Annotated in this window: 14 protein-coding genes; 6 read left to right on the top strand and 8 right to left on the bottom strand. The window is 54.4% G+C overall.

Going from position 1 to position 15655, the window contains the following annotated elements; translation table 11 throughout:
* Positions 1-401 precede the first annotated feature (401 nt).
* A complete protein-coding gene (locus ABLV08_RS18430; RefSeq protein ID WP_045364741.1) occupies positions 402-962 on the top strand; it encodes a hypothetical protein in 561 nt (186 codons plus the stop codon).
* Positions 959-1300, top strand: coding sequence for a putative T6SS immunity periplasmic lipoprotein (locus ABLV08_RS18425; RefSeq protein WP_045364739.1), 342 nt, complete (start codon positions 959-961; stop codon positions 1298-1300). Before ABLV08_RS18430 ends, ABLV08_RS18425 begins: the two co-directional genes overlap by 4 nt.
* 40 nt (positions 1301-1340) lie before the next feature.
* Here the strand turns inward: ABLV08_RS18425 and ABLV08_RS18420 are convergent, their stop codons facing one another.
* On the bottom strand, positions 1341-2210 hold the full coding sequence (locus ABLV08_RS18420; RefSeq protein WP_348856137.1) for a phosphorothioated DNA-binding restriction endonuclease: 870 nt from the start codon (positions 2208-2210) through the stop codon (positions 1341-1343).
* Positions 2211-2389: 179 nt separating this feature from the next.
* On the opposite strand from ABLV08_RS18420, the gene ABLV08_RS18415 reads away from it, so the two are divergent.
* The gene (locus tag ABLV08_RS18415; RefSeq protein WP_117026197.1) at positions 2390-3022 is read left to right on the top strand and encodes an HNH endonuclease; all 633 of its coding nucleotides are present in this window, start codon (positions 2390-2392) and stop codon (positions 3020-3022) included.
* A 27-nt stretch (positions 3023-3049) separates the two neighbouring features.
* Positions 3050-4045, top strand: coding sequence for a hypothetical protein (locus tag ABLV08_RS18410; protein ID WP_142689449.1), 996 nt, complete (start codon positions 3050-3052; stop codon positions 4043-4045).
* Between the two features lie 89 nt (positions 4046-4134).
* Here the strand turns inward: ABLV08_RS18410 and ABLV08_RS18405 are convergent, their stop codons facing one another.
* The 6 genes from ABLV08_RS18405 to ABLV08_RS18380 all read right to left on the bottom strand — a co-directional run bounded on the left by ABLV08_RS18405 (position 4135) and on the right by ABLV08_RS18380 (position 11848).
* Positions 4135-4479 (bottom strand): DUF1294 domain-containing protein, encoded by a 345-nt coding sequence (locus ABLV08_RS18405; protein WP_045364731.1) that lies wholly within the window; start codon positions 4477-4479, stop codon positions 4135-4137.
* Positions 4480-4594: 115 nt separating this feature from the next.
* Positions 4595-5353: a DNA/RNA non-specific endonuclease gene (locus ABLV08_RS18400; protein ID WP_348856159.1), complete on the bottom strand. Its 759-nt coding sequence runs from the start codon at positions 5351-5353 to the stop codon at positions 4595-4597.
* Positions 5354-5631: 278 nt separating this feature from the next.
* Positions 5632-8781, bottom strand: coding sequence for a CusA/CzcA family heavy metal efflux RND transporter (locus ABLV08_RS18395; RefSeq protein ID WP_059444016.1), 3150 nt, complete (start codon positions 8779-8781; stop codon positions 5632-5634).
* Between the two features lie 11 nt (positions 8782-8792).
* Positions 8793-10055 (bottom strand): efflux RND transporter periplasmic adaptor subunit, encoded by a 1263-nt coding sequence (locus ABLV08_RS18390; protein WP_348856136.1) that lies wholly within the window; start codon positions 10053-10055, stop codon positions 8793-8795.
* A gap of 45 nt (positions 10056-10100) precedes the next feature.
* Positions 10101-10445 carry a cation efflux system protein CusF gene (gene cusF, locus ABLV08_RS18385; RefSeq protein ID WP_032709759.1) on the bottom strand — a complete coding sequence of 115 codons (345 nt, stop codon included), beginning with the start codon at positions 10443-10445 and terminating at the stop codon, positions 10101-10103.
* A 17-nt stretch (positions 10446-10462) separates the two neighbouring features.
* The gene (locus ABLV08_RS18380; protein ID WP_348856135.1) at positions 10463-11848 is read right to left on the bottom strand and encodes an efflux transporter outer membrane subunit; all 1386 of its coding nucleotides are present in this window, start codon (positions 11846-11848) and stop codon (positions 10463-10465) included.
* Positions 11849-12021: 173 nt separating this feature from the next.
* On the opposite strand from ABLV08_RS18380, the gene cusR reads away from it, so the two are divergent.
* Both cusR and ABLV08_RS18370 read left to right on the top strand, forming a co-directional pair.
* Positions 12022-12705 carry a copper response regulator transcription factor CusR gene (gene cusR, locus ABLV08_RS18375; protein WP_008807068.1) on the top strand — a complete coding sequence of 228 codons (684 nt, stop codon included), beginning with the start codon at positions 12022-12024 and terminating at the stop codon, positions 12703-12705.
* Complete coding sequence (locus ABLV08_RS18370; protein ID WP_032709761.1) at positions 12695-14137, top strand: Cu(+)/Ag(+) sensor histidine kinase; 1443 nt, start codon at positions 12695-12697, stop codon at positions 14135-14137. The genes cusR and ABLV08_RS18370 overlap by 11 nt, the downstream gene beginning before the upstream one ends.
* 54 nt (positions 14138-14191) lie before the next feature.
* Here the strand turns inward: ABLV08_RS18370 and ABLV08_RS18365 are convergent, their stop codons facing one another.
* Positions 14192-15313 carry a cupin domain-containing protein gene (locus ABLV08_RS18365; protein ID WP_015704249.1) on the bottom strand — a complete coding sequence of 374 codons (1122 nt, stop codon included), beginning with the start codon at positions 15311-15313 and terminating at the stop codon, positions 14192-14194.
* Positions 15314-15655: the final 342 nt, after the last annotated feature.

Here is a 15655-nt window from a genome sequence, read left to right as displayed (position 1 = left end):
AGAGTTTCAGTTGGTCTCTGCTGACGAATTTGTCTAAAAATGGGATTACATGCATTTTTTAACTCATTGATTTTAAATGATTGCTAACTAAAATTGATTGAGTATACAAGTGAGTATATAGACTAAGGTTGGATATTTTTATATTTAATTAATTCAGTTGATTAGTTTGATTTGGCGAGTCCGGCCTTCGAACCCAATCGGCAACCAATTCACCTGAAGGCATCTTTTTGTGCCGGAAATTCAGTATCTGTTTAAACACTTCGTGTAACGCATGTGAGTATTGTAGTCCCATTAACTATGCTAAGTCAGCTGCAAATTTTTTCGGATAAAAATCTTTTCCTTGTCGATTGCGTTGGCGTACGATAAACAAACAATACCATTGCAATTCAGAGGGATTTTGAATGCCTGTAAACGAGAGGATTAACGCGACATCCGGGACACGTATTAAGCCCGGTGGAACGAGGCTTATAACCACTGGTGAGATTGGGTTAGCAAGAACGCTATACAGCTACGGTCTCCGGTACAATACAGTGTGGATTCATCGGGAAAGTTATTTGCCATTCAATCTACAGCCTACTGATATTGCTATGAGCCCTAATGGCGAAATGTGGTTTAGGGAAGACACCTACTCCCATGATTTTTCAATGGAAGTTGATGTGCAGAAAAAACATAGATTCATGCATGAGTTAATGCATGTATGGCAAGCGCAGCACGGAATGTTTGTCAGAACCAGAGGGTTGTTCTCCCGATTTGCTGATTACAGTTATAGTTTAGACAAGGAAAACATACGACATTATAGCTTAGAACAGCAGGCTTCATTAGTTAGTGATTACTGGTTGTTGCAAGCTTACGGTTTTAAAAATTATCTGTATCTGCCTGCATTACGAGATTATGATCATAAAGAATCTGACTATACATTGCTTCAAAAATATAAATTAGTTATGAAGGGATTTCCACAATGAAGAGATTCGCTATCTTATCTTTAACTTTTCTTATTTCCGGTTGTCCTGGTGGTAATCCTGCGCCACACCCAAGAGATACCATTATTAATGGAGAGCATCTTTGCTTTAGTTTGGATAAAAGGGATGTATTGAATTACTACACTATTGACTCAGGCGAAAACGGTAAGACGCAAACGGTAATGAGTTCTGGTTATGACAAGTTAATGTCATCATATCCTGACAATTGCATCGATATTGAATGGAAGAAGAACCATACTTATGTCATTAACTACGGTTTAAATAATAAAAAATATGTTCATGAATTCTTTATTGATAGTACCGGAACGCTGACGAAGTAGAGGTGAGGCGATTCCGTGCCATATATTCGCGTGCCTTACCTCACCTCCTAAATACCTCTATCCTGTGCCACTCCACAAATCCCTCTTTCGGGTAACAATCCTTCCCCTGAGGCAATCCAATTTGCTTACCATCAAAATCCCAGAACAGCTTTCCGACAATCCCGCCGCCGTTAACCGCGGGAGAAATCTGTACCCGCATATGCTCATCCAGGCCAATCGAGCCTTTATCAAACGCTTTGTGGTGAATGGCGCATAGCGCCAGGCCGTTGGGAATTTCACATGGGCCGCCGTGCTGCTTCCATTTGATATGCGCAGCCTCCAGCGCGACGGAGGTGTTGTCATGGCGCATATTAAAGCCGCAGATAGCGCATTCATAGTTATAAGCGCGTAGCACCTGCTGGCGGAACAGCGGGTCGCGTTCTTTGCGAATTTGCTGGATATCAAACCCCATCTCGTCGGCGATCTCTTCCTGAATACTCACCGGGAAATGGGCCTGCAGGATCTGATGCGCCAGGGTGTTAATCAGCCTCTTATTCTTGCTCAGCAGCGCGAAGTGCTCTTCGTCAAAGCCGCCCGCGACGTGATAGGTTTCCAGTTCTTTAGAGGGAGGTTGTCTGCTGCCTTCCGTTGAGCATTGCTCAGCGTTGCGTAATTCCCAGAAGCCGTCGCCTTTTAGACGCCAGAAGGGCATATCGGGGCGGTATTGCGCGCGCTGTGGACCAAAACGCTCCAGCAGGCTATGTAACTCATCACGGACCTCTGAGGCGTAATCGAACATCCGCGTATGTCCGCGCTGGTAATGCGACAACACGTGCAACAATAGCAGAGGTTTATGCGGCGCGCGCTGTTCGCCTTTGCGCCAGATAGTGATATTGGCGATCGCTTGCTGCAGAGTTTTACTGGAAGGCATCGCGTTACGTTTTTCGCTAAATAATTGCGATGATGCTCGCAAAACTGCTGACGATCAAGCCACCGGGATTCGATATCCAACCCAGGTCTCTTTTCAACTATCACCATGATTTATCTATTCGAGATTTATTCAGCTTTCTATCTATAATGAGGTCACTCATCATCAAATAGCTCAGCCATATGAAACGGTTGCCAGATCATCTATCGCGAGAATGCATCATCGAAGCCATCCGCGCATACGACAAGGGTATAGCGCATCAGTTTAAAAACGCGCGTCTGTATGAAGTCGAATTCGAAGGACGTCGTTATCCCTCTAAAGCTATCGTTGGGATAGCGGCCACTATGGCGACGAAAACGGAGTTCACGCCGGCGGATTTCAGCGGTGGGATCAAATCCAAATGCGTCCGTCTGTTGCTGGAGCAAGGATTCAAGATCGTTCAGGAGCGAGTAGATGATGCTGGTATTACCCCTTTCCCCGACGAGCTACAGACGAAAAGTGAGTTTGTAGAAGGGGCTGCGGTTCAGGTTATGGTTAATCGCTATGAGCGCGATCGCCAGGCCCGCGAGGCCGCGTTGCGCTATCACGGTACCCGGTGTCAGGTGTGCGGCCTTGATATGGCGAAGCGCTACGGTGATATCGGCCAGGGCTTTATCCACATTCATCATCTGGTGCCGCTATCGGAGATTAAACAGGACTATCGTCTGGATCCGAAAACTGACCTGATCCCAGTTTGCCCCAACTGTCACGCGATGCTGCATCGGCGAAACCCGCCATATACGCCAGATGAATTAAAAACTCTGATACAATCATAGTAATACTTTCATAAACGGATTTGAAAAATGGCATTATATAATATTGCTGATAAAAATTTAGTTGCGCTGGAAAAAACTACCTACTCAATAGAGGGGCTTCAGGAACGTTACGATTTGCAAGAAGCTATAAAAAATAATATTGATATCCTTGCACCTGATTGTCTTGTCATTGCTGAGGAGTTTTCAGATTGGGAGGACAGCAGAAGACGGATTGACTTATTAGCGATTGATAAGCAGGCTAATCTTGTCGTAATAGAGTTAAAGCGAGATGAAATCGGCGCTCATATGGAATTACAAGCATTGCGTTATGCAGCTATGATTTCTACAATGAGTTTTACAAAAGCATGCGAATATTATCAGTCATATTTAGGTACTGATTCAGATGTTAATGCTAAAGCAAAAATATTAGAATTTATTGGTCTTGAGGAGAATGAGCTCTCTGACTTTGGTAAGGATGTTAGAATTGTTCTTGCTTCAGCTGATTTTGGGAAAGAACTGACCACTACAGCGATTTGGCTGAGAGATAAAGGTGTTGATATTCGTTGTGTTCGTCTTACACCTTACAAGTTTAACGATGATATACTAATAAATGCAGAGCAAATTATTCCGGTTCCAGAATTAGAAGAATATCAAGTTAAGTTCAGAGAAAAGCTGGTTGAGCAAAATATAAGTAGCCAGAAGTCTGAAAAAGATTACTCTGAATATAGGTATAATGGTGGTATTTATAATAAGCGTAAGTTAGCCCTTGAACTATTTACTGATTGGATAAATAAGCATAATCCCCACAGCCTTGCGGACATTTATACTAAGCTGGGTGAAATTCTCAAAAATCGAACAATTGTTTTGGCTGATCAAGTTCCTGATGGGCGAAAGAATCGATATCATTTGAGTGAAGATGCGGTAATTGAGCTTCAATCTGGCGAAGTTATCGCAATATCGAACCAATGGGGGCTTGGTAATATCCAGCGTGTAATTGATTTTTTACGACGCGATGGTTTTATTATTGAAAAAGTAGAGCAATAGATAGTAAAAAATATTGCTCAACGCTGCGTTTGCAGACGTGGTGTTGAGCATATTGAGCGTGTATGTAGTGATAATAAATTACACCAACCCTACACCCCATATCCCCGATACAGCCAATACCCGCCAACCAGCACCACAACATTCAGCACGATGCTAATAATGAAATATGTCCTGAATGGCTGCTTCTGGGTTTTGTGGCGAAAACACTGCTGCCCGGCAATCGCGCCCGGCCATCCGCCGAGCAGGCCGAAGGTCAGCAGGGTGGATTCCGGGATCCGGCTCCAGGCTTTACGGGCGGCTAATTTGTCGATGCCGTAGATAAGCCAGGTCAGTACGTTCGCCAGCAGGAACCACATGGCGATGGAATGGGGCAGTAACACGCTGCCGACGGCGGCAAGGGCCAGCAGGAAGTAACAAAAATAACCGAGCTTCATACGATATCAACAGCGCTTAGCGGTGGCAGAGACGGCAACTATACCTGGTTTGCTGGCTGGCGGTAAGACGCCGATTGTTAATCGCGACAGGTCGACAACTTTACCCCTCCGTTCCCTACCTGCAACCCATTTCCCGCGCCAACCTCCCCGGCTGCGTTTTTAGCGTTGTGGCAACGGCCGCCGGCAGTGCCGACCACAGCGTCAAATGCGGACTGGTTCGGCGCTCAATCTCCGCCACCGTCACCTGATGGTCGCAAAAATTGGCATCGCGCGGCGTTGCCTGGTCCAGCACAAATGCTGCGTACTGGCCGCTCTGCGGGCCGCTATCGAGGAAAATAATCTTCCAGTAGCCGCTGGGGATCTCCACGCCCGGCGCGGCGGGCAGGGTGGCGATATGCCGCTCGAACAGCGGCCCGGTAACCGCATAAACCGCCGTCACCTCCGGGCGCTCTGCTAACGCGCGCTCCGCGTCTTCCAGCCGCGCCCATGCTCCCTGATTCAGCGCCGCTTCCTGCGGGGTGATATTCGACAGATAGTTCAGCGCAGGCCAGTCCGCCGCGCCGCCGAGGCTCGCCAGCGGCGCCTGATGGCCGCGATCGACCGCCAGTAAAGTATTAGCCCGGCGATAGTCGGCGGGCGCCAGGGTATCGGCAGCGGGGAGATCGGGGTCCTCTTTCCACACTCTCGCCCGGTTACTGGCCTCGCTGGCGCGGGTGATTTTATACGCTACCCAGTTGGCCAGTTTACGGCGGGGGTTGTTATTCAACGTGTAGGCCGCGCGGAAAAGCGTCTGTTGGCTACCGCCGATTGGGCAGCCAACTTCGCAATTATCCACCTTTGCTGTCGCGGCATGGCAGGGTGATATCGTATTCAGGGCAGAAAGTAATAACAGCAAAAATAAACAGGGTGGAAAAGGATTCAGGTTCATCGATAGCGCTCATTGAATTAAGGCCCACCTTTTCTCTGCGTGATAAATACGCAGTCAGGGTGAGCAGGAAAATCAATGAAGCTAAAGGGAATAACGTGGCGTGAAGGCCGATTGGCGCAGAGGATGAGATAATATGAGAGCGGGTGAGGGTTAAATGAGGTAATTGCTTGTAGGTCTAATAATAAAAAAGCCCGCCGGTGAAATACCAACGGGCTTGCCTTTATTTATTCCCCGCGCTTGCCCCGATGCCGGTACAGCCACATCAGCTTATATGCCGCCGGAATGATAAACAGCGACAACAGCGGCGCGGTGATCATCCCGCCAATCATCGGCGCGGCGATACGGCTCATCACTTCCGAACCGGCGCCGGTGCCCCATAAAATCGGCAGCAGGCCGGCGATAATCACCGCCACGGTCATCGCCTTTGGCCGCACGCGCAGCACCGCGCCCTGATAAAGCGCCTCGTCGAGCTTATCGGCGCTGAAGGTCTGCGGGTTCTCCAGCGATGGCTCCGCCTCGATGGCGTGGCGCAGGTACATCAGCATCACCACGCCAAACTCCGCCGCCACCCCGGCAAGGGCGATAAAGCCGGTACCGGTGGCCACCGACAGATGGAATCCCATCCAGTAGAGGAACCAGATCCCGCCGACGAGGGCGAACGGCACGCTGGTGATAATCAGCAGCGCCTCGCCGAAGCGGCGGAACGCCAGGTACAACAGCACGAAGATAATCATTAGCGTCATCGGCACCATCAGCTTCAGCTTCTGATTGGCGCGCTCCAGCAGCTCAAACTGCCCGGAGTAGGAGACGCTGATGCCCGGCTTCAGCTTCACCTCTTTGCCGATGGCCTGCTGCAGATCGCGCACCACCGACACCATATCGCGGTCGCGAGCGTCGATGTAGATCCAACTGGTCGGGCGGGCGTTCTCGGTCTTCAGCATCGATGGCCCGGTAACGACTTTAACCTCGGCGACGTCGCCGAGCACGATCTGCTGCTTCAGCGGCGTGAGGATCGGCAACTGGCGGAGGATCTCCGGGCTGTCGCGATAGCTCTGCGGGTAGCGGATGTTGATCGGATAGCGCTCGACGCCCTCTACCGTTTCGCCAACCATCGCGCCGCCGATGGCGGACGAGACGAACAGCTGCACATCGCCGACGGTCATGCCGTAACGGGCCGCCTTCTCACGCTGAATATCAATGTTGAGGTAGCGCCCGCCGACCAGCCGCTCGGCTAATGCTGACGTGACCCCCGGCACGGTGCGCGCCACCACTTCAATTTGTTCGGCGATGGCGTCGATATCGGCCAGATTAGTGCCGGAAACTTTAATGCCGATCGGGCTCTTGATGCCGGTGGAGAGCATGTCGATGCGGTTGCGGATCGGCGGCACCCACAGGTTTGCCAGCCCCGGCAAACGCACGGTTTTATCCAGCTCCTCGACGATCTTCTCCATGGTCATCCCCGGTCGCCACTGATCCTGCGGCTTGAGCTGAATCGTGGTCTCTACCATCTCCAGCGGCGCCGAGTCGGTGGCGGTTTCGGCCTTGCCGGTTTTGCCGAACACCCGCGCCACTTCCGGCACCGTCATGATCAGCTTATCGGTTTTCTGCAGCATATCCGCCGCCTGCGCAGCGGAGATCCCCGGCAGCGTTGACGGCATATACAGCAGATCCCCTTCATTAATCTGCGGCAGAAACTCACCGCCGACCCGGTTAAGCGGCCAAATCACCGTCAGGATCGACAGCAGCGCGATCAGCAGGGTAGTTTTCGGCCAGTGCAGTACCTTCAGCAGTAGCGGGTGATAAATGCGGATCAAAAAGCGGTTCAGCGGATTGCTGTTCTCCGCCGGGATCTTGCCGCGGATCCAGAAGCCCATCAGGATCGGGATCACCACGATCGCCAGCAGCGCCGCCCCGGCCATCGACCAGGTTTTGGTGAAGGCCAGCGGACCGAACAGTTTGCCCTCCTGGCCTTCTAGGGTGAAAATCGGGATAAACGACAGGGTAATGATCAGCAGGCTGATAAACAGTGCCGGGCCGACCTCCACCGACGCATCGGTAATGATTTTCCAGCGGATGTCGTTGCTTAGCTTCTCTCCGGGGTGCTGATGTTCCCACTCTTCCAGCCGCTTATGGGCGTTCTCAATCATCACGATGGCGGCATCGACCATCGCCCCCACCGCAATGGCGATCCCGCCCAGCGACATGATGTTGGCGTTAAGCCCCTGGAAATGCATCATAATAAAAGCGAAGCACAGGCCGAGCGGCAGCGAGATAATCGCCACTAGCGCCGAGCGCACGTGCCACAGGAAAAGGGCGCAGACCAGCGCGACAACGATAAACTCTTCCAGCAGCTTGTAGCTGAGGTTGTCGATGGCGCGGTCGATAAGCTGGCTGCGGTCGTAAGTGGTAACCACTTCAACCCCTTCCGGCAGGCTGCTTTGCAGCGACGCCAGCTTCTCTTTGACCGCCGAGATCACCTCGCGGGCGTTCTTGCCGGAGCGCAGGATCACCACGCCGCCGGCCACTTCGCCTTCGCCGTTAAGCTCGGCGATACCGCGCCGCATCTCCGGGCCGATCTGCACCCGCGCGACGTCGCCGAGATACACCGGCACGCCGTTGTCACCGGTTTTCAGCACGATATTTTTGAAGTCGTCGAGCGTTTGCAGGTAGCCGCTGGCGCGCACCATATATTCGGCTTCCGCCAGTTCGACGGAAGAACCGCCGGCTTCCTGGTTAGACGCATCCAGCGCCGATTTCACCTCGCCGAGGCTGATGCCGTACTGGGTCAGCTTCATCGGGTCGACGACAATCTGATACTCCTTGACCACGCCGCCTACCGAAGCCACTTCCGAGACGTTAGGAATGGTTTTCAGCTCATATTTTAAGAACCAGTCCTGCAACGAGCGCAGTTCGGCGAGGTCATGTTTGCCGCTGCGGTCGACCAGCGCGTACTCGAAGACCCAGCCAACGCCGGTGGCGTCAGGGCCCATTTCGGCGCTGACCCCGGCGGGCAGTTTGCCCTGCACCTGGTTGAGATACTCCAGTACCCGCGAGCGCGCCCAGTAAGGATCGGTGCCGTCTTCAAAAATCACGTACACGTAGGAGTCGCCAAACTGCGAGAAGCCGCGCACCGTTTTGGCGCCGGGGACTGACAGCATGGTGGTGGTCAGCGGCCAGGTGACCTGGTTTTCAACGATCTGCGGCGCCTGTCCCGGGTAGCTGGTTTTGACGATTACCTGCACGTCGGAGAGGTCCGGCAGGGCGTCTACCGGGGTGTGGATGATGGTCCAGGTTCCCCAGATGCTGAGAAACAGCGCCGCCATCATCACCAGGAAGCGGTTGGCCACCGAGCGGCGGATAATCCATTCAATCATTGTTCCGTTCCTCAGTGCGAGTGGGCGGTAGGAGCCGTGACATCAGGAGCCTGCGCGCGCATGCGCTCCAGCGCGCCGGAGATATTGGCTTCCGAGTCGATCAGGAACAGGCCGCTGGCGACGACTTTTTCGCCCTCCTGCAGACCGCTGCGAATGGCCGTGACTCCATTGGATTCATGGAATGCCTGCACGATTTTCGGCACGAAGCGGCCCTCGTTATCCACGGTAATCACTCGCTGCTCGCTGCCGCTGTCGATCAACGCTTTTGATGGGATTAGCAGCATCGGAGCGCTTTCGCTGGTCAGTTTCAGATAGGCGTTCATCCCCGGCTTCAGCGCTTCATCCGGGTTGTTGACCTGCAGGCGTAGCTGCAGCGTACGGGTGGCGCTATCGACGCTGGGGAGAATGGTCCATTTGTTGATACTGAAGGTTTTTCCCGGCCAGGCGGGAACCTGAATGGTGAACTGCGAGGCGTCTTTAATTAGCCAGGCGATGGATTCCGGCACCGCCACGGTGACCCACACCGGGTCCATGCCCTGAATTTTCGCCACCACATTATCTTTGGCGATATTCATTCCTGCGCGCAGATCGAAGGCGGTAATAACGCCATCGATCGGTGCTTTGAGGGTAAAGCGGGTCTGGATTTTACGTGTGGTTTTCAGGCGGCGGACATCATCATCCGGCATTCCGGCGAGGCGTAGACGCTCGAGGATCCCCTCGACCTGCGTAGCGGTGCCCCCGGTCTCCTGCAATAAAAGATATTCGCTCTGCGCTTCCACCCAGTCCGGGATGGTCAGCTCGAGTAACGGCGTGCCTTGCTTGACTTTGTCGCCGACGGTCAGCGGAGAGACTTTATTGATAAAGCCCGCCGCCCGCGCCTGCATAATCACGTACTGGTACTCGTTATAGCTGATGTTGGCCGGGAAGGTCTGGGCGTAGCGCAGCGGCCCGCGGGTGACCGCGGCGGTTTTTACGCCGAGGTTTTGGGTCTGCGTCGGGTCGATACGTACCCCCGGCGCACCGGCGGCGGCACTCTCCTCATCAGCGTATTTCGGCACCAGGTCCATATCCATAAACGGCGATTTACCCGGTTTATCAAAGCGAGTATTCGGGTACATCGGGTCGTACCAGAACAGCACTTTACGCTGCTGCTCGGCCGCCGGAGCGCTATCCATTGTCGGCGTCAGTCGGGTATACAGCGCCGCGGTAAGCGCGCCGCCAATTACCATGCTGCCGAGGATCAGCGCCGTATTTTTCAGTGTCAGGGATGCCATGTGTCGTCCATTCAGTTATTGAGGGGGCCTACCGTCGCCGGGCCGTTATTGGGCGCGGATATCCTGTAACAGCGACAGATTGCCCTGCTGAACGAAGGTGAAGTCCACGCTGTCGCCGTCCTTCACATTGTTGAGCTGCGTTTGCGAGGTGATGGTGAAGCGCATGGTCATCGGCGGCCAGTTCACCGCCGGGATGGCCTCGTGGGCGATAGTGATTTTTTTACTATCCATATCAATGGCTTTAATGACGCCTTTGCCAGTGATGCTTTGCGTCTGCGCGCCAGCGGGCTGCTCGTGCATTGCCATACCGGCGTGCGGGTCGGCGGCCTGGGCCGCGAACACTGCGCCAGAGAACAGGGTGAACAGGGCGATTTTAGAAAGTGAATTCATAATCAAGACTCCTCGGGTTATTCCATCCAGCCGCCGCCGAGGGCGGTGAACAGGGTGATTTCATTCGCCTGACGGGAATAGTTGAGTTCCAGCAGGGTTTGTCGGGTGGTAAAAATGTCGCGCTGGGCGCTCAGGACTTCGATGTAGCTGACCGCGCCGTGACGATAGAGCGCGGTGGCGCGTTGCAGAGTGATATTCAGCGAGGCGAGATAGCGCTGCTGGGCGGCAATCTGATCGGCCAGGCTCTGGCGCAGGGCCAGCGCGTCGGCCACCTCTTTAAAGGCAGACTGAATCTTTTGTTCATAGTTGACCACCTGCTGCTGCTGGCGGATCTCCGCCAGGTCAAGGTTGGCCTGATTGCGCCCGGCGTTGAAAATCGGCAGTTCGATTTTAGGGATGAAGTTCCACATCGCGCTGCCGGCGTTAAACAGGCTGGAGAGCTCGCTGCTGCTGCCGGAGAGCGAGCTGGTCAGGGTAATCGACGGAAAGAAGGCCGCCCGCGCGGCGCCGATGTTGGCGTTGGCCGCCAGCAGGCTGTGTTCGGCCTCTAAAATATCCGGCCGCTGCAGCAGGATCTCTGAGGAGAGCGACGGCGGCAGGGTTACGCCTTTCAGGTCCACCGCGCTGCTGGCGTTATCGTCCGGCAGCCGTTGATAGCTGCCGAGCAGTAGCTGCAGGGCGTTATTGGCCTCCGCCAGCTGGCCTTGCCGTTTGGCGATATCGGCGCGGGTGCTTTCGATCATGCCGCGCGCCTGTTCCAGCGCCAGAACGGTGGTGCTGCCGGTCAGCAGCTGTTTTTCAACGAAGGCGTAAGACTGCTGATAGTTCTGCAAGGTGTCGTTCGCCACCTGCAGCTGCGCCGCCGCCAGCCGCTGGTTGAAGTAGCTTTGTGAAACTTTAGCAATCAACAGGATATGCACCGCGCGCCGCGCTTCTTCGCTGGCGAAGAAGTTCTGCCGGTCGGCCTCGCTAAGGTTTTTCAACCGGCCAAAGAAGTCGAGGTCGTAGCTGAGATTCAAGCCGGCGGCATAATCGCTGTTGGTGGTGGTGTCGCCTTTGAGCTTGCCGCCATAGGTGGTGCTGCCGTCGCCGTTAAGCTGCGGGTAGCGGTCGGCGTCGGTCACCCGGTACTGGGCGCGGGCTTCCTGCACTTTCAGCGTCGCCATCCGTAGATCGCGGTTGTTGGTCAGCGCGGTGCTAATCAGGCTTTTCACCTGCGGGTCGACGAAAAAGGTGCGCCAACCGGTCTCCTGGTAGCCCGCCGTCGCGGTAACCAGTTTGTTCTGGCTGAGAGAGAACTGCTGTGGTACCGGCGCGGCGGGGCGCTGGTAGTCCGGAGCAAGTGACAAACAGCCGGTTAAGGCGAATATCACGCTGAGAGTAAGAAGCTTTATTGGGCGCATGGCGACAGACGGTTTTTAGCGATTTATCAATGGCGGATACTTTACGCAGCGGGCTCTGTTCAACGCGTGACAGGAAAATGACAAAGCTGTCATTTTCCTGATATTTCATTGCTATCCGGAGGGGCTCCTCTAAAATTGAATACCCGCACAGAGCGCGCGTGAAGGAGCCAGCCGTGAAGATTTTGATTGTCGAAGATGAGAAGAAAACCGGGGAGTACCTGACCAAAGGGCTTACCGAAGCCGGATTCGTCGTCGACCTGGCCGACAACGGCCTTAACGGTTATCACCTGGCGATGACCAGCGACTACGATCTGCTGATCCTCGATATCATGCTGCCGGACGTCAACGGCTGGGATATCGTGCGCATGCTGCGCGCCGCCAATAAAGGGATGCCGATCCTGCTGCTCACCGCGCTTGGCACTATCGAGCATCGGGTGAAGGGGCTGGAGCTGGGCGCCGACGACTATCTGGTAAAGCCCTTTGCTTTTGCGGAACTGCTGGCGCGGGTGCGCACTCTGCTGCGTCGCGGGGCGGCGGTAATAGTAGAAAGCCAGTTTCAGGCGGCCGATCTCAGCGTTGATTTGGTGAGCCGCAAGGTGACGCGTGGCGCGACTCGTATCACCCTGACCAGCAAAGAGTTTACCCTGCTGGAGTTCTTCTTGCGCCATCAGGGCGAGGTGCTACCCCGCTCGCTGATCGCGTCGCAGGTGTGGGATATGAATTTCGACAGCGACACTAACGCCATCGACGTGGCGGTGAAGCGGCTGCGCGCCAAAATCGATAACGACTTCGAGCCGAAGCTTATCCAGACCGTGCGCGGCGTCGGCTATATGCTTGAGGTGCCGGATGGCCGCTAAGCGCCCCTTTTCGTTGGCCACCCGGCTGACCTTCTTTATTAGCCTCGCCACCATCATCGCTTTCTTTGCCTTCACCTGGATCATGATCCATTCGGTGAAGGCCCACTTTGAAGAGCGCGACGTTCACGATCTCAAGCAGCTCAGCACCACGCTTGAGACGGTGCTCAACCACGCCGACTATCCGCAGGAGCGGCGGCTGGAGATCTTAAAAAACGTGATTGGCGGCTACGCTAACGTCTTTATCTGTCTGGATGATGCCGAGGGCAATATCTTATTTCAGTCGCCAGACGGCCCGGAACTCAGCCATATTATGAGTACGCCGGGTCTGGCGATGAAGTTGCGCGATGGTAATGTGATTTCATGGACCGACCCGCAGCCGCGGGAAATGGTTCATGATAATCATCAAATGGAGACCCGCTCCTGGCGGCTAATCATGTTGCCGCTGGGCAAGCAGGCAGATGGCAAACCGGCCTGGCATCTGCTGATGGCCTTATCGATCGACTTTCACCTGCACTATATTAATGAGCTCAAAGCAAAGCTGATTTCCGCGGCGTCGATAATCAGCCTGCTGATTATCGCCATCGTGCTGTTTGTGGTCTATCAGGGGCATAAGCCGATTCGCCAAATCAGCCGCCAGATCCAGAATATTACCTCGCGGGATCTCGATGTACGCCTTGACCCACAGGCGGTGCCCATCGAGCTGGAGCGGCTGGCGCTGTCGTTTAACCATATGCTGGAGCGCATAGAGGATGTCTTTACTCGCCAGTCGAACTTTTCCGCCGATATCGCTCATGAAATCCGTACGCCGATTACCAACCTGGTCACGCAAACCGAAATCGCCTTAAGCCAGAGCCGCAGCCAGCAGGAGCTGGAAGAGGTGCTCTATTCCAATCTCGAAGAGTTCTTGCGCATGTCGCGGATGGTCAGCGATATGCTGTTCCTTGCCCAGGCGGATAATAACCAGCTGATCCCTGAACAGCGGGCGCTGGATCTGGCCGAGGAAGTGAATAAGGTATTTGAGTTCTTTGAAGCGTGGGCGGAAGAGAAAGAGGTGGCGCTGCGTTTTGTCGGTAGCCACTGCCGGGTGATTGGCGACCCGCTAATGCTGCGGCGGGCAATCAGCAACCTGCTGTCGAACGCGATTCGCTATACGCCGGCCGGGCAGGCGGTGACCATTCAGTTGAGCGAAAGCGCCGAGAAGATTCGCCTGGTGGTGGAGAACCCCGGCGCGCCGATTGCCGCCGCGCATCTGCCACGCCTGTTTGATCGTTTCTATCGCGTCGACCCCTCGCGCCAGCGCAAAGGCGAGGGCAGCGGCATCGGTCTGGCGATTGTAAAATCGATTGTCAGCGCTCACCACGGCAGCGTAGCGGTGCAGTCCGATCTGCGCTCCACTCGCTTTATTATCGTGTTGCCGAAATATGCGCAATAACGGCTGAAAGCAAGCGGGCAGCGCCAGGCGGCTGCCCGCAGTATTGCCGTTCTCTTACTCTTCGAAATACCAGTAGCCCTGATTAATCAGGCGCGTCAGTTCGCTAACGAACGCCGGATTTTTCAGGCCGCTGCCGAGCTCTTCTTGACCTAACGAGGTATAGCGACATAGCGCATCGAGCGCGCCGGCATCGGTAGTGTCGAGTTGTTCGCTATGCACGAAGAAGCTGTCGCCGATATGCAGAACGCGCAGGCCGCTCAGGCGAGAAAGCTTTTCCCCGCCCAGCAGCGCATCGACCACTTCCTCTTCTTCATATGCCGGTTCCGCCGGCGCAATATCCAGTTCGTGACGCGGCGTGGTGACGAAACTGCCGAACCACTGCTTGAAGTCTTCGGGTTGGCGAATCATGTCGATCATCATGTTGCGCAGACGGTCGAGTTCATACTCTTCAACCCGGCCCGGATGGTCGCGGCAGGTGAGGTCCGGATCGCTGTAGTGTTCCCCGCCGAGGTCGTTTTCCAGCACATAGTCGGCGAAGCTGCTGATCAGGTCGCGGCCGTTTGGCCCACGGAAGCCGACGGAGTAGTTCAGTGCCGTTTCGTGGGTCACGCCGTCGTGTGGGAATCCAGGCGGAATATAGAGGATGTCGCCCGGCTCCAGATCTTCATCAATAATCGGCGGGAACGGATCAACGTGCAGCAGCGCCGGATGTGGACAGAACTGACGCATCGGCAGCTTGTCACCCACGCGCCAGCGGCGGCTGCCCATGCCCTGAATAATAAAGACGTCATACTGATCGATATGTGGGCCAACGCCGCCGCCTGGAACGGAGAAGGAGATCATCAGATCGTCTAAACGCCAGTCCGGCAGTACGCGGAATGGGCGCACCAGTTCGGCGGCAGGCATATGCCAGTGGTTTACCGCCTGGGCCAGCAAGGACCAGCCGTTTTCACCCAGCCCATCGAAATGTTCAAAAGGACCGTTACTGGCCTGCCACTTACCGTTGACCAGGCTGACCAGCCGGCTATCGACTTCCGGTTCCATGGCTAACCCGGCCAGCTCGTCTGGCGTAATGGGGTCGATGAAGTTAGGGAACGCCTTCTTTAATACGACCGGCTGCTTTTGCCAGTACTTCTCTAAGAACTCGGGCCAGTTAATGTTGAGTTGATAAGCCATAGATTATTACCAGTAGGAAGAAACGGCTCTGATTATAGAAAGGAGGGAAAGCGTGGCGCTTTGTCATGGGTCAAGAGTGATGCTTAATTCACCATTAGCGTTATGAGGGCGTCGGCAGAGCGAGAAAAATCACTTTTCCGCAAAAAACGATTTTGACTGTTACTACGCTACAAGCCGCATAAACACTGGGTTTTCGCATTTATATATCAAGAAGGATAAACGTGAAAAGTGTAATTAATGAGCGCTTGATAAGTTTTTTGTATTTTAAGGCTTGCTATATCTCAGCAGCTCCCTATAATGCGCCTCCATCGACACGGCAGATGTGAATCACTTCACACAAAC

This window comes from Klebsiella sp. CN_Kp088 (genome assembly GCF_040064335.1).
Taxonomy (GTDB): Bacteria; Pseudomonadota; Gammaproteobacteria; order Enterobacterales; family Enterobacteriaceae; genus Klebsiella; species Klebsiella aerogenes.
Note: the sequence above shows the minus strand (reverse complement) of the source record. Positions and strands in the feature narration are given on the sequence as shown.

Bases quoted from the DNA above. Each gene is read 5' to 3' on its own strand.
- ABLV08_RS18430 (WP_045364741.1), top strand. From the start codon at position 402: ATGCCTGTAAACGAGAGGATTAACGCGACATCCGGGACACGTATTAAG.
- ABLV08_RS18425 (WP_045364739.1), top strand. From the start codon at position 959: ATGAAGAGATTCGCTATCTTATCTTTAACTTTTCTTATTTCCGGTTGT.
- ABLV08_RS18420 (WP_348856137.1), bottom strand. From the start codon at position 2,210: ATGCCTTCCAGTAAAACTCTGCAGCAAGCGATCGCCAATATCACTATC.
- ABLV08_RS18415 (WP_117026197.1), top strand. From the start codon at position 2,390: ATGAAACGGTTGCCAGATCATCTATCGCGAGAATGCATCATCGAAGCC.
- ABLV08_RS18410 (WP_142689449.1), top strand. From the start codon at position 3,050: ATGGCATTATATAATATTGCTGATAAAAATTTAGTTGCGCTGGAAAAA.
- ABLV08_RS18405 (WP_045364731.1), bottom strand. From the start codon at position 4,479: ATGAAGCTCGGTTATTTTTGTTACTTCCTGCTGGCCCTTGCCGCCGTC.
- ABLV08_RS18395 (WP_059444016.1), bottom strand. From the start codon at position 8,781: ATGATTGAATGGATTATCCGCCGCTCGGTGGCCAACCGCTTCCTGGTG.
- ABLV08_RS18390 (WP_348856136.1), bottom strand. From the start codon at position 10,055: ATGGCATCCCTGACACTGAAAAATACGGCGCTGATCCTCGGCAGCATG.
- cusF (WP_032709759.1), bottom strand. From the start codon at position 10,445: ATGAATTCACTTTCTAAAATCGCCCTGTTCACCCTGTTCTCTGGCGCA.
- ABLV08_RS18380 (WP_348856135.1), bottom strand. From the start codon at position 11,848: ATGCGCCCAATAAAGCTTCTTACTCTCAGCGTGATATTCGCCTTAACC.
- ABLV08_RS18370 (WP_032709761.1), top strand. From the start codon at position 12,695: ATGGCCGCTAAGCGCCCCTTTTCGTTGGCCACCCGGCTGACCTTCTTT.
- ABLV08_RS18365 (WP_015704249.1), bottom strand. From the start codon at position 15,313: ATGGCTTATCAACTCAACATTAACTGGCCCGAGTTCTTAGAGAAGTAC.